Origin of the sequence: Burkholderia sp. BCC1985, assembly GCF_905339915.1 — a bacterium.
Taxonomy (GTDB): domain Bacteria; phylum Pseudomonadota; class Gammaproteobacteria; order Burkholderiales; family Burkholderiaceae; genus Burkholderia.
The window spans coordinates 1-18,042 of record NZ_CAJPGY010000001.1 but is presented as its reverse complement, the minus strand read 5'-3'; the positions used below and the strand labels follow the sequence as shown (position 1 = coordinate 18,042).

Here is an 18,042-nt window from a genome sequence, read left to right as displayed (position 1 = left end):
CGGGGAGCGCAGAACATGAACCGAATCATTGCGCTCGTCGTCGCAATCGTGATCGCCGCTTTCGCGGCGTCGTCGACCGTCCTGACCGTCGATCCGCGCCATGCGGCCGTGCTGTCGGGCCGCGACGGCGCGCAACCCGAACTCGCGGGCCCCGGCATCCATTTCAAGCTGCCGCCGCCGCTGCAGACGGCGACGCTGATCGACACGCGCCTGCAATCGCTCGAGTCGTCGGATCCGCTGCAACTGGCGACCGAAGACAAGCACGACCTGCTCGTCGCGTATGCGGTCAAGTATCGGATCAGCGATCCGATGAAGTATTTCGCGGCGACGGGCGGTGACCCGGCGGCGGCCGCCGACCGCCTGGCCGGCGCGCTGAAGAGCGCACTCGGCGACGCGTTCGGCAAGCGCGCGCTCGACGACGCGCTCGGCGGGCAGCGCGAGATCGCCAATGCGGCGCGCGACGCGGTGCGCGCGACGGCATCGGGCTTCGGCGTCGACGTGGTCGACGTGCAGTTGACGCGCGTCGACTTGCCGGCTGCGCAGACGGATGCCGTCTATCAGCGGATGATTGCCGCGCTGCGCGACCAGGCCGCACAGGTGCGCGCGGATGGCGCCGCCGAGGTCGAGCAGATCAAGGCTGACGCGGAACGCGAGCAGCAGGCGGTGCTCGCGAACGCGTACAAGTCCGCGCAGACGATCAAGGGCGAGGGCGACGCGAAGGCCGCGTCGATCGCCGCCGATGCGTTCGGCCGCGATCCGCAGTTCTACCAGTTCTACGCGAGCCTGCAGGCTTACCGGAATACCTTCAAGCGCAACGACATCATCGTCGTCGACCCCGACAGCGAGTTTTTCCGTTTCATGCGCAGCCCGACGGGCGGTGCCGCACCGGCGGCACCCGCTCCCCGCAAACACTGACCTTGGGGCGCCGCGTCGAGCGGCGCCGTCGCTCGCATGGACCTGGCTGGCTCGTTGTTGCTCGCGGTAGCACTGATGCTGATCATCGAGGGGGCGTTCCCCTTCGTGTTTCCCGTCGCCTGGCGCGACACGTTTCGTAGAATAGCGGAGCGGCCGCCGCATCATATCCGGATCGGCGGGCTCATCGTGATGGCGCTCGGGCTCGTCCTGCTGCTGCTCGCCACCTGATCCGGACGGCGCACCCGCCGTTCGTTCCGCCCGATTGCCGATTTCCGATTCATTTCGCGGCGCGCATGTCGCGCCCTGTTTCCCGTCGTAGGACCGTACCGATGTCGACCTGGTTACTTCCCGAGAATATCGCCGACGTGCTGCCGTCGGAAGCGCGCAAGATCGAGGAGCTGCGCCGCAGGCTGCTCGACCGCTTCCGTTCGTACGGCTACGAAATGGTGATGCCGCCGTTGCTCGAATACCTCGAATCGCTGCTGACGAGCGGCGGCAACGACCTGCGCCTGCGCACCTTCAAGCTGGTCGACCAGCTGTCGGGCCGCACGCTCGGCCTGCGCGCGGACATCACGCCGCAAGTCGCGCGCATCGACGCGCACCTGCTGAACCGCCAGGGCGTGACGCGCCTCTGCTATGCCGGCCACGTGATGCATACGCGTCCTCGCGGGCTGCACGCGACGCGCGAACAGATCCAGATCGGCGCCGAAATCTACGGGCACGCCGGGCTGGAAGCCGATCTCGAGATCCAGCAGCTGATGCTCGACGCGCTACACCTCGCGGGGTTGTCGCGCATCCGCCTGGACCTGTGCCACGCGGGCGTGCTCGCGGCGCTGCTCGCGCGCGATGCACAGGCTGCCGAGCGCGGCGAGGCGCTGTACGACGCGCTGTCGGGCAAGGACGTGCCGCTGCTGAACGAACTCACCGACGATCTCGGCGCCGACACGCGCGCGGCGCTGCGTGCGCTGCCGCATCTGTACGGCGACGCGAGCGTGCTCGACGAGGCGCGTGTGCGCCTGCCGGTGCTGCCCGAGATCACGCGTGCGCTCGACGATCTCGCGCAGCTTGCGGCGCAGGCAAGGGGCGTCGAGGTGGCGATCGATCTCGCCGACCTGCGCGGCTACGCGTACCACAGCGGCGCGATGTTTACGGCGTACATCGACGGCGTGCCGAACGCGATCGCGCGCGGCGGCCGGTACGACCACGTGGGCCAGGCCTACGGCCGCGCCCGTCCGGCGACGGGCTTCTCGCTCGACCTGCGCGAGCTCGCGCGGATTTCGCCGGTCGAGGCGCGCGGCACCGCGATTCTCGCGCCGTGGGCGCAGGACGACGCGCTGAGCGCGGCGGTGGCGGCGCTGCGCGACGCGGGCGAGGTCGTGATCCAGGCCTTGCCGGGACACGACCACGTGCTCGACGAGTTCGCCTGCGACCGTTCGCTCGTCGAGCGTGACGGCGCGTGGGTGGTCGAACCCCGTTAAACAGGCGTTCGCGGGCCGTCGTTCGGCATGCATATCGTTGAAGCGAAACGGAAAAATTCGGAATCGCCCGCGAACATAGGTAGAATACGTTTTTAACCAGCTAACGAATCAACATGTCTGCCAGCGCAGTGAACGTGACTCCCGGGCGCAATGTCGTCGTCGTGGGAACGCAATGGGGTGATGAAGGCAAGGGCAAGATCGTCGACTGGCTGACGGACCACGCTCAGGGCGTCGTGCGTTTCCAGGGCGGTCACAACGCCGGCCACACCCTCATCATCGGCGGCAAGAAAACCATCTTGCGCCTGATTCCGTCGGGCATCATGCGTGAAGGCGTCGCCTGCTACATCGGCAACGGCGTCGTCCTGTCCCCCGAGGCACTGTTCAAGGAAATCGGCGAGCTGGAAGAGGCCGGCGTGAACGTGCGCGATCGCCTGTTCATCTCCGAAGCCACGACGCTGATCCTGCCGTACCACATCGCGATCGACCAGGCGCGCGAAGCGCGCAAGGGCGCGGGCAAGATCGGTACGACCGGCCGCGGCATCGGCCCGGCGTACGAGGACAAGGTCGGCCGCCGCGCGCTGCGCGTGCAGGACCTGTTCGACGCGAAGACCTTCGCCGACCGCCTGCGCGAAAACCTCGATTTCCACAACTTCGTGCTGACCCAGTACCTGGGTGGCGCGGCCGTCGATTTCCAGGCCACGCTCGACACGATGCTCGGCTATGCCGATCGCCTGAAGCCGATGGTCGCCGACGTGTCGCGCCGTCTGTACGACGCGAACAATGCCGGTCAGAACCTGCTGTTCGAAGGCGCGCAAGGCACGCTGCTCGACATCGACCACGGCACCTATCCGTTCGTCACGTCGAGCAACTGCGTCGCGGGTGCGGCATCGGCCGGCGCCGGCGTCGGTCCGCAGAAGCTGAACTACATCCTCGGCATCACGAAGGCATATTGCACGCGCGTCGGCTCGGGCCCGTTCCCGAGCGAGCTGTACGACGCGGACAACCCGCAGCGCCAGGACCAGGTCGGCGTCACGCTCGCGAACGTCGGCAAGGAATTCGGCTCGGTCACCGGCCGTCCGCGCCGCACCGGCTGGCTCGACGCAGCGGCACTGCGCCGCTCGATCCAGATCAACGGCGTGTCGGGCCTGTGCATGACGAAGCTCGACGTGCTCGACGGCCTCGATGAAGTCAAGCTGTGCGTCGGCTACAAGATCGACGGCAAGGACGTGGACATCCTGCCGCGCGGTGCGGCCGACGTCGCGCGTTGCGAGCCCGTGTACGAAACGTTCGCCGGCTGGAAGGAAAGCACCGTGGGCATCAAGACGTGGGACGCGCTGCCGGCGAATGCGCAGGCCTACCTGACCCGCGTCCAGGAAGTGGCCGGCGTGCCGGTCGACATGGTTTCGACGGGGCCGGATCGCGACGAGACGATCCTGCTTCGCCATCCGTTCAAGGTGTAATTCTCAGCATGACGCAGCAAATCACGATGACGGCGGCAGACTTGATGACCGATCCGCGCAACGACGACAAGAACCTGTGGGTAGGCTGGGACGAATACCATCGTCTGATCGAGCTGCTCGCGCTGCAGGTGCATGAATCGGGCTGGAAATTCGACCAGATCCTGTGCCTTGCGCGCGGCGGTCTGCGCGTCGGCGACCAGCTGTCGCGCATCTACGACGTCCCGCTCGCGATCCTCGCGACGAGTTCGTACCGCGAAGCGGCCGGCACCGAGCAGGGCGAGCTCGACATCGCGCAGTACATCACGATGACGCGCGGCAGTCTCGCGGGCAACGTGCTGCTGGTCGACGATCTCGTCGATTCGGGCGTCACGCTCGCACGCGTGCAGGAGCACCTGAAGGAGCGTTATCCGTCGGTCACGGCCGTGCGTTCGGCCGTGCTCTGGTACAAGGGCTGCTCGAAGGTCAAGCCGGACTATCACGCACAGTATCTGCCGACGAATCCGTGGATTCATCAGCCGTTCGAAGAGTGGGACACGGTTCGTCCGCACAACCTCGAGGCATGGATCAAGCGCGGTCGCGCGCAGCGCGACGGCTCGGGCGCGTAAGCGGCCGGCCGATCGAAGGAAAGCCTTGTACGGCGCCGCTTGCGGCGCCGTTTTTTATTGGCGCGCCGTGGCCGGCGGGCACGGCGATCGGCGGGCATGGTAGGCAGATGGCGCGGCCCCGGCTATGATGGCAGCCCTGCCACAGCTTGCGCAGGATTGCATGCGCAGCGTGGATCACGTGGTTTAAGGGCAACAAGGCAGGACGGTTTTTCAGGGGGGCGCGAGTAGAATAGCGCTCGTTTTGTCCGACCGGACCCGATTATTACGCTTCATATGAACGACACGATCCAGGCGACCGACGCAGCCCATGCGCATTCGACGCACCAACACTCGATGCGGGCGCTTGCGATAGCGGCCATCGGCGTCGTGTTCGGCGACATCGGCACGAGCCCGCTGTATTCGCTGAAGGAGGCGTTCAGCCCCGCACACGGCATTCCGCTCACGGAAGGCTCGATTCTCGGTGTGATCTCGCTGCTGTTCTGGGCGATCATCCTGGTGGTCGGCATCAAGTACCTGCTGTTCGTGATGCGGGCCGACAACAACGGCGAGGGTGGCGTGCTCGCGCTGATGGCGCTGTCGCTGCGGCCGCTCGACTCGAAAACCCGCGTCGCGGGCGCGCTGATGGCGCTCGGGATCTTCGGCGCCTGCATGTTCTATGGCGACGCCGTGATCACGCCGGCGATTTCCGTGATGTCGGCGGTGGAAGGCCTCGAGATCGCGACGCCGCACCTGTCCCATCTCGTGATGCCGATCACGATCGTGATCCTGATCGCGCTGTTCTGGATCCAGCGTCACGGCACCGCGCTGGTCGGCAAGCTGTTCGGGCCGATCATGGTGCTGTGGTTCGTCGTGATCGCGGCACTCGGCGTGTATCACATCGTGCGCGTGCCGGGCATCATCGCGGCGATCAACCCGTATTACGCTGCGTCGTTCATGTCGGAGCACCTGCTGCAGGCCTACGTCGTGCTGGGTTCGGTCGTGCTGGTGCTGACCGGTGCGGAAGCGCTCTACGCGGACATGGGCCATTTCGGCGCGAAGCCGATCCGCCTCGCCGCGTACGGGCTCGTGATGCCGTCGCTCGTGCTGAACTATTTCGGCCAGGGCGCGCTGCTGATCCAGAATCCGAAGGCGATCGAGAACCCGTTCTTCCTGCTGGCGCCGGAGTGGGCGCTGCTGCCGCTCGTCGTGCTGTCGACGGTCGCGACCGTGATCGCTTCGCAGGCCGTGATTTCCGGCGCGTATTCGCTGACGTCGCAGGCGATCCAGCTCGGCTACGTGCCGCGCATGAAGGTGCTGCATACGTCCGAGCTGGCGATCGGCCAGATCTACGTGCCGGTCGTGAACTGGCTGCTGCTGTTCGTGATCCTCTGCATCGTGATCGGCTTCAAGAGTTCCGACAACCTCGCCGCCGCGTACGGCATCGCGGTGACGGCGACGATGGTGATCACGACCGTGCTCGCTGCCGTCGTGATGGTGAAGGTGTGGAACTGGAACCGGCTGCTCGTCGGCGCGATCATCGCCGTGTTCCTCGCGGTCGACCTGGGCTTTTTCGGCGCGAACCTGCTGAAGGTCGCGCAGGGCGGCTGGCTGCCGCTCGGCATCGGCGCGCTGCTGTTCTTCCTGCTGATGACCTGGTACAAGGGCCGCCATATCGTCAAGGAGCGCACGGCCGCCGACGGTATCCCGCTCGAGCCGTTCCTGCAGGGGCTGCTCGCGCATCCGCCGCACCGCGTGTCGGGTACCGCGATCTACCTGACCGGCAACGACAGGCTCGTGCCCGTCAGCCTGCTGCACAACCTGAAGCACAACAAGGTGCTGCACGAGCGGACCATTTTCCTGACGTTCGTCACACGCGACATTCCGTACGTGCGCGACGACAAGCGCCTGAGCTCGCGCGACGCGGGCGGCGGCCTGTACATCGTCAAGGCCCAGTACGGCTTCAACGAGACGCCGGACGTGAAGGCCGTGCTCGAGGAATTCGGCCGCACGCACGACATGACGTTCGAGCTAATGGACACGTCGTTCTTCCTCGCGCGCGAAACGGTCGTGCCGACGCATCTGCCCGGCATGTCGATCTGGCGCGAACGCGTGTTCGCATGGATGCACCAGAACGCGGCGAAGCCGACCGACTTCTTCTCGATCCCGGCGAACCGCGTCGTCGAGCTCGGTACCAAGATCGAGATCTGACCGGTGCGCGCAGTGGCCGCGCATGCGGCCCATGCCGATCTGGCTGCGCGCTCGCTGAAGCAATAAAAAACCCGCCTTTCGGCGGGTTTTTTTATACGTCAACAGCCTTTGCGTGCTCAGCGCTTCAGCTTCGCGAACGCCGCGGCCATCGCGCCGGCCGGTTCCGGTTCGCGCGAACGCTGCGGACGGGCGCTGCCGCCGCGGCCGGCGTTGCCGCGATCCTGGCCGCCGCGCGGCGCCATGCCGGGCGCGGCCGCTTCGTCGTCGAGGCGCATCGTCAGCGCAATGCGCTGACGCTTCACGTCGACGTCGAGCACCTTGACCTTGACGACCTGGCCGGCCTTCACGACTTCGTGCGGATCCTTGATGAACTTCGTCGACATCGCGGACACATGGACGAGGCCGTCCTGATGCACGCCGACATCCACGAACGCGCCGAATGCCGCGACATTCGTCACGACCCCTTCGAGCAGCATGCCGGGCATCAGGTCGGACACCTTCTCGACGCCGTCGCGGAACGTTGCCGTCTTGAATTCGGGGCGCGGGTCACGACCCGGTTTTTCGAGTTCGGACAGGATGTCGCGCACGGTCGGCAGGCCGAAACGTTCGTCAACAAATTCGGCCGGCGACAGGCCGGCCAGCGCGTCGCGGCTGCCGAGCACGTCGTCGATCCGCTTGCTGATCTTCGCGAGGATGCGTTCGACGACCGGGTAGGCTTCCGGGTGGACCGACGAGCGATCGAGCGGATTCTCGCCGCCGTTGATGCGCAGGAAGCCGGCTGCCTGTTCGAAGGTCTTGTCGCCGAGGCGCGGGACCTTGCGCAGGTGGTCGCGCGACGGGAACGGCCCGTTCGCGTCGCGATAGTCGACGATGTTGCGTGCGAGCGTGGCGTTCAGGCCCGAGACGCGCGCGAGCAGCGCGACCGACGCGGTGTTCGCGTCGACGCCGACCGCGTTCACGCAATCCTCGACCACCGCGTCGAGCGAGCGGGCGAGTTCGCGCTGGTTCACGTCGTGCTGGTACTGGCCGACGCCGATCGCTTTCGGCTCGATCTTCACGAGCTCGGCGAGCGGATCCTGCAGGCGGCGGGCGATCGACACGGCGCCGCGCAGCGACACGTCGAGTTCCGGGAATTCCTTCGCGGCCAGCTCGGACGCCGAGTAGACCGACGCGCCGGCCTCCGACACGACGATCTTCTGCAGCCGCAGTTCGGGATGCTTCGAGATCAGCTCGCTCGCGAGCTTGTCGGTTTCGCGCGATGCGGTGCCGTTGCCGATGCTGATCAGCTCGGCCTGCGTCTGCGCGGCGATGCGCGCGAGCTTCGCGAGCGAGCCGTCCCAGTCACGGCGCGGCTCGTGCGGGTAGATCGTATCGGTCGCGAGCAGCTTGCCGGTGCGGTCGACCACGGCGACCTTCACGCCCGTGCGCAGGCCGGGGTCGAGACCGATCACGGCCTTCGGGCCGGCCGGCGCGGCCAGCAGCAGGTCCTTCAGGTTGCGGGCGAACACGCGGATCGCTTCGGCTTCCGCCGTTTCGCGCAGTTGCGTGAGCAGTTCGTTCTCGATGTGCGGCTGCACCTTCACGCGCCAGCACCAGCGGCACACGTCGGACAGCCACTTGTCGGCCGGGCGGCCCTGGTTCGCGATCCCGAAATGGCGCGCGATCATCGCTTCGCCGGGATGCGGGACCTGCGCGTCGAGTTCCTCGCCGAGGCCGAGCTTGACGGTCAGCACGCCGGCGTTGCGGCCGCGGAACAGCGCGAGCGCGCGGTGCGACGGCACGGTCCGGATCGTTTCCGCATAGTCGTAGTAGTCGCGGAACTTCTCGCCTTCCTCGTTTTCCTTGCCTTCGACGACCGCCGACGACACGACGCCCTGGCTGTGCAGGTAGTCGCGCAGCTTGCCGAGCAGTTCGGCGGTTTCGCCGAATTGTTCCGACAGGATGTCGCGCGCGCCGTCGAGCGCGGCCTTCACGTCGGCGACGCCCTTGTCGGCATCGACGTAGGCGGCGGCTTCCGTCTGCGGGTCGAGCAGCGGATTCGCGAGCAGCGCCTGCGCGAGCGGCTCGAGGCCGGCTTCGCGGGCGATCTGCGCGCGCGTGCGGCGCTTCGGCTTGTACGGCAGATAAAGGTCTTCGAGCACCTGCTTGCTGTCGGCCGCGTCGATCGCGGCGCGCAGTTCGTCGGTCAGCTTGCCCTGTTCGTCGATGCTCGACAGGATCGCCGCGCGGCGATCCTCGAGCTCGCGCAGATACAGGAGCCGTTCCTCGAGCTGGCGCAGCTGCGTGTCGTCCAGGTTGCCGGTCACTTCCTTGCGGTACCGGGCAATGAACGGAACGGTCGAGCCTTCGTCGAGGAGTTGCACTGCCGCCGCGACCTGGCGCGGCTGGACGGACAGTTCGGTGGCGATGCGCTGTACGATCTTGAGTGCTACGGTTTCCGTCATGTCGTGGATGATCTGCCTGCTGAAATCGCGGCGCGGGCCGGCAGACCGCGCGGCGGGCTGCGAGACGGGCCCGCCGGACCAGATGCCGCGGGTGAGTGAAGCGGGGCATTTTGCCATAAATGGCGGAGCGTCCAGCCGGGGGTGATAGAATTTGACACATGTCCCGCAGCTTTCCTACGACGTTGCCAACTTCCCGCATTTCTCTCGTCGCGCTCGGCGCAGCGCTTGCCGCGGCTTTGTCCGCCGGGTCCACCGTCGCGTACGCACAGGCATCGGGCGCAACCGCGCCGGACGCCGCTGTCGCCGCGCCCGTTGCAGCCTCCGCCACGCAGGATTTCGACGCCCGTCAAAAAGTGCTCAATCAACGTTCCGCGGAAAACGATTATCGTTATGCCGTGGCGGAGCACGATTGCTACAGCAAGTTCTTCGTCAATCACTGTCTCGGCGTGGCGCGCGACCGGATGCGCGAGGAGCGGGCGAGCATCCGTCAGGAGCAGCTCGCGCTCGACGACGAGCAGCGCGCGGTGCGGGCGCAGCAACGCGACCAGCAGCAGGCGTTGAAGCAGGCGCAGAATGCGGCGGAAGCGCCGCAGCGCGCGGCGAACGATGCGGCGAACGCGGCTGCGTTCCGCGACAAGCAGGAGCAGAATGCACTGAAGCGGGCGCAGCGTGGCGCGGAAGGGCCGCAGCGCGCCGCGAACAAGCAGGCATACGACCAGAAGCAGGCGGATTTCCAGCACAAGCTCGACCAGGCGCGCCAGCAGGGCGCGCAGAAGGCGCAGGAGCGGGCGGACAACGCCGCGCGCTACGAGCAGAAGCAGAAGGAAGCCGCCCAGCACAAGGCCGATGTCGAACGGCGTCAGCAGGAAGCGGCCGACAAGGCCAAGCAGCAGCAACAGCAGGGGCAGTAACGTGTTGGATTGATCCGGAGTCAGTCTCGTGCGTGCCGGCACGCCAGTCGGCGCGCTGCTTCGATGAGGAGGCGCATATGCAAAACCGTCCCACGGAACAGCAGCAGGAATTGCACAACCGTTTGGCAGCATTGCAGGAGCAGCACCAGCAGCTCGCTCGGGAGATCGAGCTGAAGGAAGGACACTCCGACATCGACGACATCACGCTGCACCGGCTGAAGAAGGAAAAGCTGGCGGCCAAGGACAAAATCATTTTGCTGCAATCGCAGCTGGAACCGGATAAGCGCGCCTGAGCGCGGCCTGGCAAGCGCCGGCGCCGCCTGGGCGCTGGACACAGGAACGCTTGCCTTGAATTCACCGCTTGAAGCCAACCCAGATGCCCGGCGTGACGCGTCGTCCGCCGGGCGCGTTCGTGCGCCCGAAGGCACCTTCGAGCTGAGCCGCAAGCGCGTCGACGAACTCGACACGATTTTCGGCGAAGGCGGACTGCTTGCGCGCGCGCTGGACGGCTATCACCCGCGCCAGTCGCAGATCGAAATGGCGCGCGCGGTCGCGTCCGCGATGGAGGCGTCCGCGCGCCGGATGCCCGAGCCGGAAATCTTCGAGACCCGCAAGCGGCCGGCGCGCTGCCTCGGCGAAGGCGACCAGGCGGCCGAGTCCGCCGCGGACCGCGCAGCCGCCGACACCGACGCCGGCGACAACACGCTGATCGTCGAGGCCGGCACCGGTACCGGCAAGACCTATGCATACCTGGTGCCCGCGATGCTGTGGGGCGGCAAGGTGATCGTGTCGACCGGCACGAAGCACCTGCAGGACCAGCTGTTCCAGCGCGACATCCCGACGGTGCGCAACGCGCTCGCGGTGCCGGTGACGGTCGCGATGCTCAAGGGCCGCTCGAACTATCTGTGCCATTACTACCTGCAGCGCACGGCCGACAACGGCCGCCTGCCGTCGCGGCAGGACACCGCGTACCTGCAGGAAATCGTCCGCTTCGCGAAGATCACGAAGAGCGGCGACAAGGCCGAGCTCGCGAGCGTGCCGGAGACTGCGCCCGTGTGGTCGATGGTTACGTCGACGCGCGACAACTGCCTCGGCCAGGAGTGCCCGCATTACAAGGAATGCTTCGTGATGCAGGCGCGGCGCGAGGCGCAGCAGGCCGACGTCGTCGTCGTCAACCATCACCTGTTCTTCGCGGACATCATGCTGCGCGACACCGGGATGGCCGAACTGCTGCCGAACGCGAACACGGTGATCTTCGACGAAGCGCACCAGCTGCCGGAAACGGCCACGCTGTTCTTCGGCGAGACGCTGTCGACCACGCAAATCCTCGAACTCGCGCGCGACACGGTCGCCGAGGGCCTGAGCCATGCGCGCGATGCGGTCGAGTGGGTGAAGCTCGGCGGCGATCTCGAACGTGCGGCGCGCGACCTGCGCCTCGCGTTCGCGAACGACCAGATCGTGCGCATGTCGCTCGCGCAACTGGGCGACGATCATCCGATGTTCGGCGCGCTCGATGCGCTCGACGTGGCGCTCGATGCGCTTGCCTCGGCGCTCGCGAGCCAGGCCGAACGGGCGGAATCGCTCGGCGCGTGCCTGCGGCGCGCCCGCGAGCTGCAGGACCTGCTCGCGGGTTGGGTCGCGCCCGGTGCGGCGGAAGCGGCCGCGAAGGCCGACGCCGCCGCAGCAGGCGACAAGGCGGGCGCCGACGACCCGAACGAGAAGGTGCGCTGGGTCGAGGTGTTCGCGCATACCGTCCAGCTGCACGAAACGCCGCTGTCGGTCGCGCCGATTTTCGCGAAGCAGCGCGCCGGCGTGCCGCGCGCGTGGGTCTTTACGTCGGCGACGTTGTCGGTGCGCGGCGACTTCACGCACTACGCGGCCCAGATGGGGCTCAGCTCGCGGCGCTCGATGACGCTCGCGAGCCCGTTCGACTATCAGACGCAGGGCCTGCTGTACGTGCCGCGCAACCTGCCGCAGCCGTCGTCGCCGGCGTTTACCGACGCCGTGTTCGACGCCGCGCTGCCGGCGATCGAGGCGTCGGGCGGTGGCGTCTTCATGCTGTGCACGACACTGCGCGCGGTCGACCGGATCGCGTCGAAGCTGCGCGACGTGATCGAGTCGCGTGGCTGGAACATGCCGCTGCTGGTGCAGGGCGACGCCAGCCGCACCGAGCTGCTCGACCGCTTCCGTTCGTACGGCAATGCGATCCTCGTCGGCAGCCAGAGCTTCTGGGAAGGCGTGGACGTGCGCGGCGACGCGCTGTCGCTCGTCGTGATCGACAAGCTGCCGTTCGCGCCGCCCGACGATCCGGTGCTGGCCGCGCGGCTCGACGCGCTGACCAAGAAAGGCTTGAGCCCGTTCGCGGTTCACCAGCTGCCGCAGGCCGTGATCACGCTGAAGCAGGGCGCGGGGCGCCTGATTCGCGCGGAGACCGATCGCGGCGTGCTGATGATCTGCGACACGCGGCTCGTCGACAAGCCTTACGGCCGCCGGATCTGGCAGAGCCTGCCGCCGTTCAAGCGCACCCGCGAGATCGCGGTCGTGCAGGACTTTTTCGACGAGCACCGCGCGGAAAAACGCGCATGACCGCACCGCCGCCTGCTACGGGCGGCACCAATAAAAAACCCGGCTCGATGGCCGGGTTTTTTTGTTGATGCACGGGCGTCGCTCAGAACTGCCACCACGACTTCTTCGTGCCGGGGCGCGAGTGGCCGGTGATGTACGGGCTGTCCGGGAAAGTCCCCGCGAGCACGCGCTTCGTGTCTTCCGCGAGCTCCGGCTGGTTCAGCTTGCCGTACGACAGGATCATGATGTGCAGCGCGTCCTCGATCGCCGGCGCGCCCTTGTAGTCCTTGATCGCGAGCTGCGCGCGGTTGATCGCCGCGACATAGGCGCCGCGCCGATAGTAGTAGTCGGCCGCGTGCACTTCGTGCGACGCGAGCGCGTTGACGATGTAGCGCATCCGGGCGGCGGCGTCCGGCGCGTACTTGCTCTTCGGGTAGCGGTCGACGACGACCTTGAACGCGTCGTACGATTCGCGCAGTGCCTGCGGATCGCGCTCGCTCATGTCCTGGCCGGAGAAGCGGCCGAACAGGCCGAGATCGTCGTTGAAGTGGATCATCCCCTTCAGGTAGTACGCGTACGGGATATCCGGGTGATCCGGGTGCAGCTGGATGAAGCGGTCGACGGCCTGGTCGGCGGCTGCCGCTTCGTTGTCCTTCCAGTTGCAGTACGCGACGTTGATCTGCGCCTGTTGCGCGAAATGGCCGAACGGATCGCGGCCTTGCAGCGATTCGAAATATTTCGCGCACTTGCCCCAGTCGCCGCCGGACAGTGCGTCCTGGGCCTCTGAGTATAATTTGTTGTTCGACCAGGTAGCCGTCTCGTCCTGCTTCTGCGGCAAGCCGTGGCAGCCGGCGATGAGGGCCGCGGCCGCTACCACCGCAGCTCGGGCGGCGACGGTTTTGGCCGTACGTTTGGTCGAATTCATCATGCTCGCATGTCCTAGCTTCAAGTCTCGGTGACCCAGTCTAAATGACCCGTTCAAGTTCGCAGAATGCCCCGCGGGGCAAGCCAAATCGCGAAGATTATAGCCCAAGCGATCGGCCCGCCGACGCTGCCTCGGGGGATTCCCCCGATGACGATCTGGCTGCAGGCGCGATGCAGCCGCCTGTGGTGCCGTCCGCGGCGGCCGACGAGGCGCCGCGCGTCGTCGAAGTGCCGCTGTCGCTGGCGGGTGAACGTCTCGACAAGGCGCTCGCCCAACTGTTCCCCGAATTCTCCCGCAGCCGCCTGCAGAGCTGGATCGAGGCGCAACGCGTGCTGGTCGACGGCGCGCCGGCGAAGATCCGCCAGCCGGTGCCGCTCGGCGCCAGGATCGAGCTCGTGCCCGACCTGCTGCCGGAGCAGCTGGCGTTCACGCCGGAGCCGGTGCCGCTCGACGTGATCTACGAGGACGACGCGCTCGTCGTCATCAACAAGCCGGCGGGCCTCGTCGTCCACCCGGCCGCCGGCAACTGGAGCGGCACGATCCTCAACGGCCTGCTGCACCGCTACGGCGACGCGGCGGCCGGCCTGCCGCGCGCGGGCATCGTGCACCGGCTCGACAAGGAGACGTCCGGCCTGATGGTGGTTGCGCGCACACTCGCCGCGCAGACCGACCTCGTGCGCCAGCTGCAGGCGCGCACGGTGAAGCGCCGCTATTTCGCGCTCGTGTGGGGCACGATGCCCGAGGACGGCACGATCGACGCGCCGATCGGCCGCGATCCGCGCGAGCGCACGCGCATGGCCGTCGTCACCGGCGCGTCGGGCAAGCCCGCGCGCACGCATTTCCGCACGGTTGACACATGCATGTGGCAACGTCAGCCGGTGTCCGCGATCCAGTGCGACCTCGAAACCGGCCGCACGCACCAGATCCGCGTGCACTGCTCGCATGTCGGGCATCCGCTGCTCGGCGATCCGGTGTACGGGCGCGCGCGCGGCAAGCGCTCGGTCGCGCCGCTGCCGGACGGGTTCGCGCGGCAGGCGCTGCACGCATGGCGGCTCGGCCTCGTGCATCCGGTCACGGGCAAGACGATGCAGTGGCGTTGTCCGTTGCCGGACGACATGAACGCGCTCGTCGCGGCGCTGGGCTTCGGGCAGGGCGACGAGGAATTCGACGATGAAGACGGTGTCTACGACGATGACGATTTCGCCGGCGATTATCGGGATCACGACGAGGATCACGACGACGATTACGACGATGAGGAGGAGTGAGTGTCGATGACGAACCTGGCGCCGTTGACGTGGCAGGACTGCGTGCAGCCCGACTGGCAGGTGGCGCCGCGCGTGCGTGCGCTGATCACGACGCGCGACGGCGGCGTGAGCGAAGGCCCGTACGGGCGCTGGCAGGACGGCGCCGCGTTGCCGGGCGGGATGAACCTCGGCCTGCATACCGGCGACGATCCGGCCCATGTCGCGGCGAATCGCGCGCGCCTGCTCGCGCTGGCGGGGCAGTCGCGCGCGGCATGGCTCGAGCAGGTTCACGGCGCGCAGGTCGTGCGTGCGGACGAAGTGATCGAGGCCGCGCCGGCTGCCTCGGCGCCCGTGCAGGCCGACGCGAGCGTGACCGACCGCACGGGGGCGGTCTGCGTCGTGATGGTCGCGGATTGCCTGCCGGTGCTGCTGTGCGATGCGCAGGGCCGGGCGGTGGGCGCCGCGCACGCAGGCTGGCGCGGGCTCGCGGCCGGCATCGTCGAGCAGACCGCGGCGCGCGTCGCGGCGCTCGCCGGCGGCGCGACGGATGCGCTGCATGCGTACCTCGGGCCCGCGATCGGCCCGCAGGCGTTCGAAGTCGGCGCCGACGTGCGCGAGGCGTTTCTCGACACCGCTCCGCAGTCGGAGCATGATGAGACGCGGCGAGCGTTCGTCGCGATCGACGGTGTGCCCGGCAAGTACCTCGCCGATCTCCATGCGCTCGCGCGCCTGCGCCTCGCGCGCGCAGGCGTGGCGCACGTGAGCGGCCGGCGCGCGTGCACGGTCACTGAACCCGCGCGCTTCTATTCGTACCGGCGCGATCGCGTGACGGGCCGCATGGCGGCGGCGATCTGGCTGGCCGATTGACGATTGACCGCGGCCCGCCGCGCGTGCTTGCGTCCGCGGTTTGCTGCGTTGCAAAATCGGGTTATCTTGATATTGGCGTGGCAATGCAGCGTTGCATGGACAACCGAATGAATAATCGCGAAGTCAAGTCAATCAAAATGTTTTATGTTTCGCCGGAAGCCTTGTCCCGCCTGTTGCGCGCGGATTATCTTCGAGCAGAAATGTTCAGCGGTTTGATGCAGCGCTTCACATGGGGAAAACGATAATGATAAAAATACCGCACTGCGGCAGAATCTGGAGACGCCTCTCCAGAGCATGACGGCCCGGCTCGCAACCGGCACGCCGCGCGCGAGCAGGATTTCACGATTGACGCTCACGAATCACCGGTAAGGCAGGTAATGACAGCATCGAAAAATTCGTCGACGTCCGCTCAGGCGGGCACTTCCACGGGCAGCACCGGATTCGGCCAGGCTGCCCAGCCGATGCAGCAGATGTTCGAGGCATGGCTGAACGCGTGGCGCGGTTTCGCTGATCCGGCGCGCGCCGCAACGGCGTCGACCAGCGCGAATCCATTCGCTGCATTCCAGTTCCCGACATCGGTTCCGTTCCAGATGCCGTCGATGCCCGATCTGGGCGCCTTCGGCGGCCTGGCGTCGCCGTTCGCGGGGCTGAAGCTGCCGGTAGCCGCGATCCCGCCCGAACGGCTCCAGAAGTTGCAGGCCGACTATGCGCGCGACTGCATGACGCTGATGCAGCAGGCCGCCGCCGCGAAGCTCGAGTCGCCTGAACTGAAGGACCGCCGCTTCAGCGGGGATGCCTGGAAGGCGTCGCCCGCGCATGCATTCGCGGCCGCGTGGTACCTGCTCAACGCGCGCTACCTGCAGGAGCTGGCCGACGCGCTCGAGACCGACCCGAAGACGCGCGAACGCATCCGTTTCTCCGTTCAGCAATGGACGGCCGCCGCGGCGCCGAGCAACTTCCTCGCGCTCAATCCCGATGCACAGAAATCAATCCTCGAGACGCAGGGCGAAAGCCTGCGACAGGGGATGATGAACCTGCTCGGCGACCTGCAGCGCGGCAAAATTTCGCAGACCGACGAATCGCAGTTCGTGGTCGGCAAAAACCTCGGGTGTACCGAAGGCGCGGTCGTCTACGAGAACGACCTGATCCAGCTGATCCAGTACGCGCCGAAGACGGACAAGGTGTTCGAACGACCGCTCCTGATCGTGCCGCCGTGCATCAACAAGTTCTACATCCTCGACCTGCAGCCCGAGAATTCGCTCGTCGCGCATGCGCTGTCGAGCGGTCATCAGGTGTTCCTCGTGTCGTGGCGCAACGCCGATGCGTCGGTCGCGCACAAGACGTGGGACGACTACATGAACGAAGGGCTGCTCGCGGCGATCGACGCCGTGCAGCAGGTCAGCGGCCGCGAGCAGATCAACACGCTCGGCTTCTGCGTCGGCGGCACGATGCTCGCGACCGCGCTGTCGGTGCTCGCCGCGCGCGGCGAACATCCGGCCGCGTCGATGACGCTGCTGACCGCGATGCTCGACTTCACCGACACCGGCATCCTCGACGTGTTCGTCGACGAGGCGCACGTGCAGATGCGCGAGCAGACCATCGGCGGCAAGAACGGCGCCGCGCCGGGGCTGATGCGCGGCGTCGAGTTCGCGAACACGTTCTCGTTCCTGCGGCCGAACGACCTCGTGTGGAACTACGTCGTCGACAACTACCTGAAGGGCCGCACGCCCGCCGCGTTCGACTTGCTGTACTGGAACAGCGACTCGACGAGTCTGCCGGGGCCGATGTACGCGTGGTACCTGCGCAATACCTACCTCGAGAACAAGCTCCGCGTGCCGGGCGCGCTGACGGTGTGCGGCGAATCCGTCGACCTGTCGCGCATCGACGTGCCGACTTTCATCTACGGGTCGCGCGAGGATCACATCGTGCCGTGGCAGACGGCCTACGCATCGACGTCGATCCTGACGGGCCCGCTGAAGTTCGTGCTCGGCGCGTCGGGTCACATCGCGGGCGTGATCAATCCGCCGGCGAAGAAGAAGCGCAGCTACTGGGTCAACGACAGCGACCTGCCCGCATCGGCGGACGACTGGTTTGCCGGTGCGACCGAGCAGCCCGGCAGCTGGTGGACGACCTGGGTCGAGTGGCTCGACCAGTACGGCGGCCGCAAGGTCGCGCCGCCCGCCAAGCCCGGGAGCGAGCAGTTCCCGGTGATCGAGCCGGCGCCGGGTCGCTACGTATTGCAGCGCGATTGACGAAAACCGGACAGCGGCGCACGCTGTCCGATGCACCGCAGTTTTTTTAACAGGGCCGGTAGCGATGCGCCGTGTCGTGCGGGCCCGGAGGAAACGGAAATGACGGACGTAGTGATCGTATCGGCCGCGCGGACCGCGGTCGGCAAATTCGGCGGCTCGCTCGCGAAGATCGCGGCACCGGAGCTGGGT

General features: G+C 67.1%; 15 protein-coding genes. 13 read left to right on the top strand and 2 right to left on the bottom strand.

What is annotated here, in order from left to right; all coding sequences use genetic code 11:
- The first annotated feature begins 15 nt into the window (after positions 1-15).
- The 6 genes from U4Z31_RS00075 to U4Z31_RS00050 all read left to right on the top strand — a co-directional run bounded on the left by U4Z31_RS00075 (position 16) and on the right by U4Z31_RS00050 (position 6,645).
- Complete coding sequence (locus U4Z31_RS00075) at positions 16-915, top strand: protease modulator HflC (protein ID WP_321809144.1); 900 nt, start codon at positions 16-18, stop codon at positions 913-915.
- A gap of 36 nt (positions 916-951) precedes the next feature.
- The gene (locus U4Z31_RS00070) at positions 952-1,143 is read left to right on the top strand and encodes a DUF2065 domain-containing protein (protein WP_009687995.1); all 192 of its coding nucleotides are present in this window, start codon (positions 952-954) and stop codon (positions 1,141-1,143) included.
- A 101-nt stretch (positions 1,144-1,244) separates the two neighbouring features.
- The gene (locus tag U4Z31_RS00065) at positions 1,245-2,393 is read left to right on the top strand and encodes an ATP phosphoribosyltransferase regulatory subunit (protein WP_044848882.1); all 1,149 of its coding nucleotides are present in this window, start codon (positions 1,245-1,247) and stop codon (positions 2,391-2,393) included.
- A 113-nt stretch (positions 2,394-2,506) separates the two neighbouring features.
- Positions 2,507-3,853 (top strand): adenylosuccinate synthase, encoded by a 1,347-nt coding sequence (locus U4Z31_RS00060; protein ID WP_044848883.1) that lies wholly within the window; start codon positions 2,507-2,509, stop codon positions 3,851-3,853.
- 8 nt (positions 3,854-3,861) lie between these two features.
- Positions 3,862-4,458 carry a phosphoribosyltransferase gene (locus tag U4Z31_RS00055; protein WP_044848884.1) on the top strand — a complete coding sequence of 199 codons (597 nt, stop codon included), beginning with the start codon at positions 3,862-3,864 and terminating at the stop codon, positions 4,456-4,458.
- 273 nt (positions 4,459-4,731) lie between these two features.
- The gene (locus tag U4Z31_RS00050; protein WP_321809143.1) at positions 4,732-6,645 is read left to right on the top strand and encodes a potassium transporter Kup; all 1,914 of its coding nucleotides are present in this window, start codon (positions 4,732-4,734) and stop codon (positions 6,643-6,645) included.
- 116 nt (positions 6,646-6,761) lie between these two features.
- Here the strand turns inward: U4Z31_RS00050 and U4Z31_RS00045 are convergent, their stop codons facing one another.
- Positions 6,762-9,089: a Tex family protein gene (locus U4Z31_RS00045; RefSeq protein ID WP_321809142.1), complete on the bottom strand. Its 2,328-nt coding sequence runs from the start codon at positions 9,087-9,089 to the stop codon at positions 6,762-6,764.
- A gap of 158 nt (positions 9,090-9,247) precedes the next feature.
- Here U4Z31_RS00045 and U4Z31_RS00040 point away from each other — a divergent pair, with 158 nt between their 5' ends.
- The 3 genes from U4Z31_RS00040 (at position 9,248) to U4Z31_RS00030 (ending at position 12,586) form a co-directional block, all read left to right on the top strand.
- The gene (locus U4Z31_RS00040) at positions 9,248-10,000 is read left to right on the top strand and encodes a hypothetical protein (RefSeq protein WP_044848887.1); all 753 of its coding nucleotides are present in this window, start codon (positions 9,248-9,250) and stop codon (positions 9,998-10,000) included.
- A gap of 77 nt (positions 10,001-10,077) precedes the next feature.
- On the top strand, positions 10,078-10,293 hold the full coding sequence (locus U4Z31_RS00035; protein ID WP_006755091.1) for a YdcH family protein: 216 nt from the start codon (positions 10,078-10,080) through the stop codon (positions 10,291-10,293).
- 55 nt (positions 10,294-10,348) lie between these two features.
- Positions 10,349-12,586 (top strand): ATP-dependent DNA helicase, encoded by a 2,238-nt coding sequence (locus tag U4Z31_RS00030; RefSeq protein WP_321809141.1) that lies wholly within the window; start codon positions 10,349-10,351, stop codon positions 12,584-12,586.
- Between the two features lie 82 nt (positions 12,587-12,668).
- Here the strand turns inward: U4Z31_RS00030 and U4Z31_RS00025 are convergent, their stop codons facing one another.
- Positions 12,669-13,493: an outer membrane protein assembly factor BamD gene (locus U4Z31_RS00025; protein WP_044848889.1), complete on the bottom strand. Its 825-nt coding sequence runs from the start codon at positions 13,491-13,493 to the stop codon at positions 12,669-12,671.
- A 41-nt stretch (positions 13,494-13,534) separates the two neighbouring features.
- Here U4Z31_RS00025 and U4Z31_RS00020 point away from each other — a divergent pair, with 41 nt between their 5' ends.
- The 4 genes from U4Z31_RS00020 to phaC all read left to right on the top strand — a co-directional run bounded on the left by U4Z31_RS00020 (position 13,535) and on the right by phaC (position 17,853).
- Positions 13,535-14,755 carry an RluA family pseudouridine synthase gene (locus U4Z31_RS00020; protein WP_321809140.1) on the top strand — a complete coding sequence of 407 codons (1,221 nt, stop codon included), beginning with the start codon at positions 13,535-13,537 and terminating at the stop codon, positions 14,753-14,755.
- Positions 14,756-14,761: 6 nt separating this feature from the next.
- The gene (gene pgeF / locus U4Z31_RS00015) at positions 14,762-15,601 is read left to right on the top strand and encodes a peptidoglycan editing factor PgeF (protein ID WP_321809139.1); all 840 of its coding nucleotides are present in this window, start codon (positions 14,762-14,764) and stop codon (positions 15,599-15,601) included.
- Positions 15,598-15,846: a hypothetical protein gene (locus U4Z31_RS00010; RefSeq protein ID WP_321809138.1), complete on the top strand. Its 249-nt coding sequence runs from the start codon at positions 15,598-15,600 to the stop codon at positions 15,844-15,846. Before pgeF ends, U4Z31_RS00010 begins: the two co-directional genes overlap by 4 nt.
- A gap of 132 nt (positions 15,847-15,978) precedes the next feature.
- Positions 15,979-17,853 carry a class I poly(R)-hydroxyalkanoic acid synthase gene (phaC, locus tag U4Z31_RS00005; RefSeq protein ID WP_044848892.1) on the top strand — a complete coding sequence of 625 codons (1,875 nt, stop codon included), beginning with the start codon at positions 15,979-15,981 and terminating at the stop codon, positions 17,851-17,853.
- Positions 17,854-18,042 lie beyond the last annotated feature (189 nt).

Coding starts and splice junctions, on each gene's coding strand:
- U4Z31_RS00065 (WP_044848882.1), top strand. CDS start 1,245: ATGTCGACCTGGTTACTTCCCGAGAATATCGCCGACGTGCTGCCGTCG.
- pgeF (WP_321809139.1), top strand. CDS start 14,762: ATGACGAACCTGGCGCCGTTGACGTGGCAGGACTGCGTGCAGCCCGAC.
- U4Z31_RS00075 (WP_321809144.1), top strand. CDS start 16: ATGAACCGAATCATTGCGCTCGTCGTCGCAATCGTGATCGCCGCTTTC.
- U4Z31_RS00045 (WP_321809142.1), bottom strand. CDS start 9,089: ATGACGGAAACCGTAGCACTCAAGATCGTACAGCGCATCGCCACCGAA.
- U4Z31_RS00055 (WP_044848884.1), top strand. CDS start 3,862: ATGACGCAGCAAATCACGATGACGGCGGCAGACTTGATGACCGATCCG.
- U4Z31_RS00050 (WP_321809143.1), top strand. CDS start 4,732: ATGAACGACACGATCCAGGCGACCGACGCAGCCCATGCGCATTCGACG.
- U4Z31_RS00025 (WP_044848889.1), bottom strand. CDS start 13,493: ATGATGAATTCGACCAAACGTACGGCCAAAACCGTCGCCGCCCGAGCT.
- U4Z31_RS00040 (WP_044848887.1), top strand. CDS start 9,248: ATGTCCCGCAGCTTTCCTACGACGTTGCCAACTTCCCGCATTTCTCTC.
- phaC (WP_044848892.1), top strand. CDS start 15,979: ATGACAGCATCGAAAAATTCGTCGACGTCCGCTCAGGCGGGCACTTCC.
- U4Z31_RS00020 (WP_321809140.1), top strand. CDS start 13,535: ATGACCCGTTCAAGTTCGCAGAATGCCCCGCGGGGCAAGCCAAATCGC.
- U4Z31_RS00060 (WP_044848883.1), top strand. CDS start 2,507: ATGTCTGCCAGCGCAGTGAACGTGACTCCCGGGCGCAATGTCGTCGTC.
- U4Z31_RS00070 (WP_009687995.1), top strand. CDS start 952: ATGGACCTGGCTGGCTCGTTGTTGCTCGCGGTAGCACTGATGCTGATC.
- U4Z31_RS00035 (WP_006755091.1), top strand. CDS start 10,078: ATGCAAAACCGTCCCACGGAACAGCAGCAGGAATTGCACAACCGTTTG.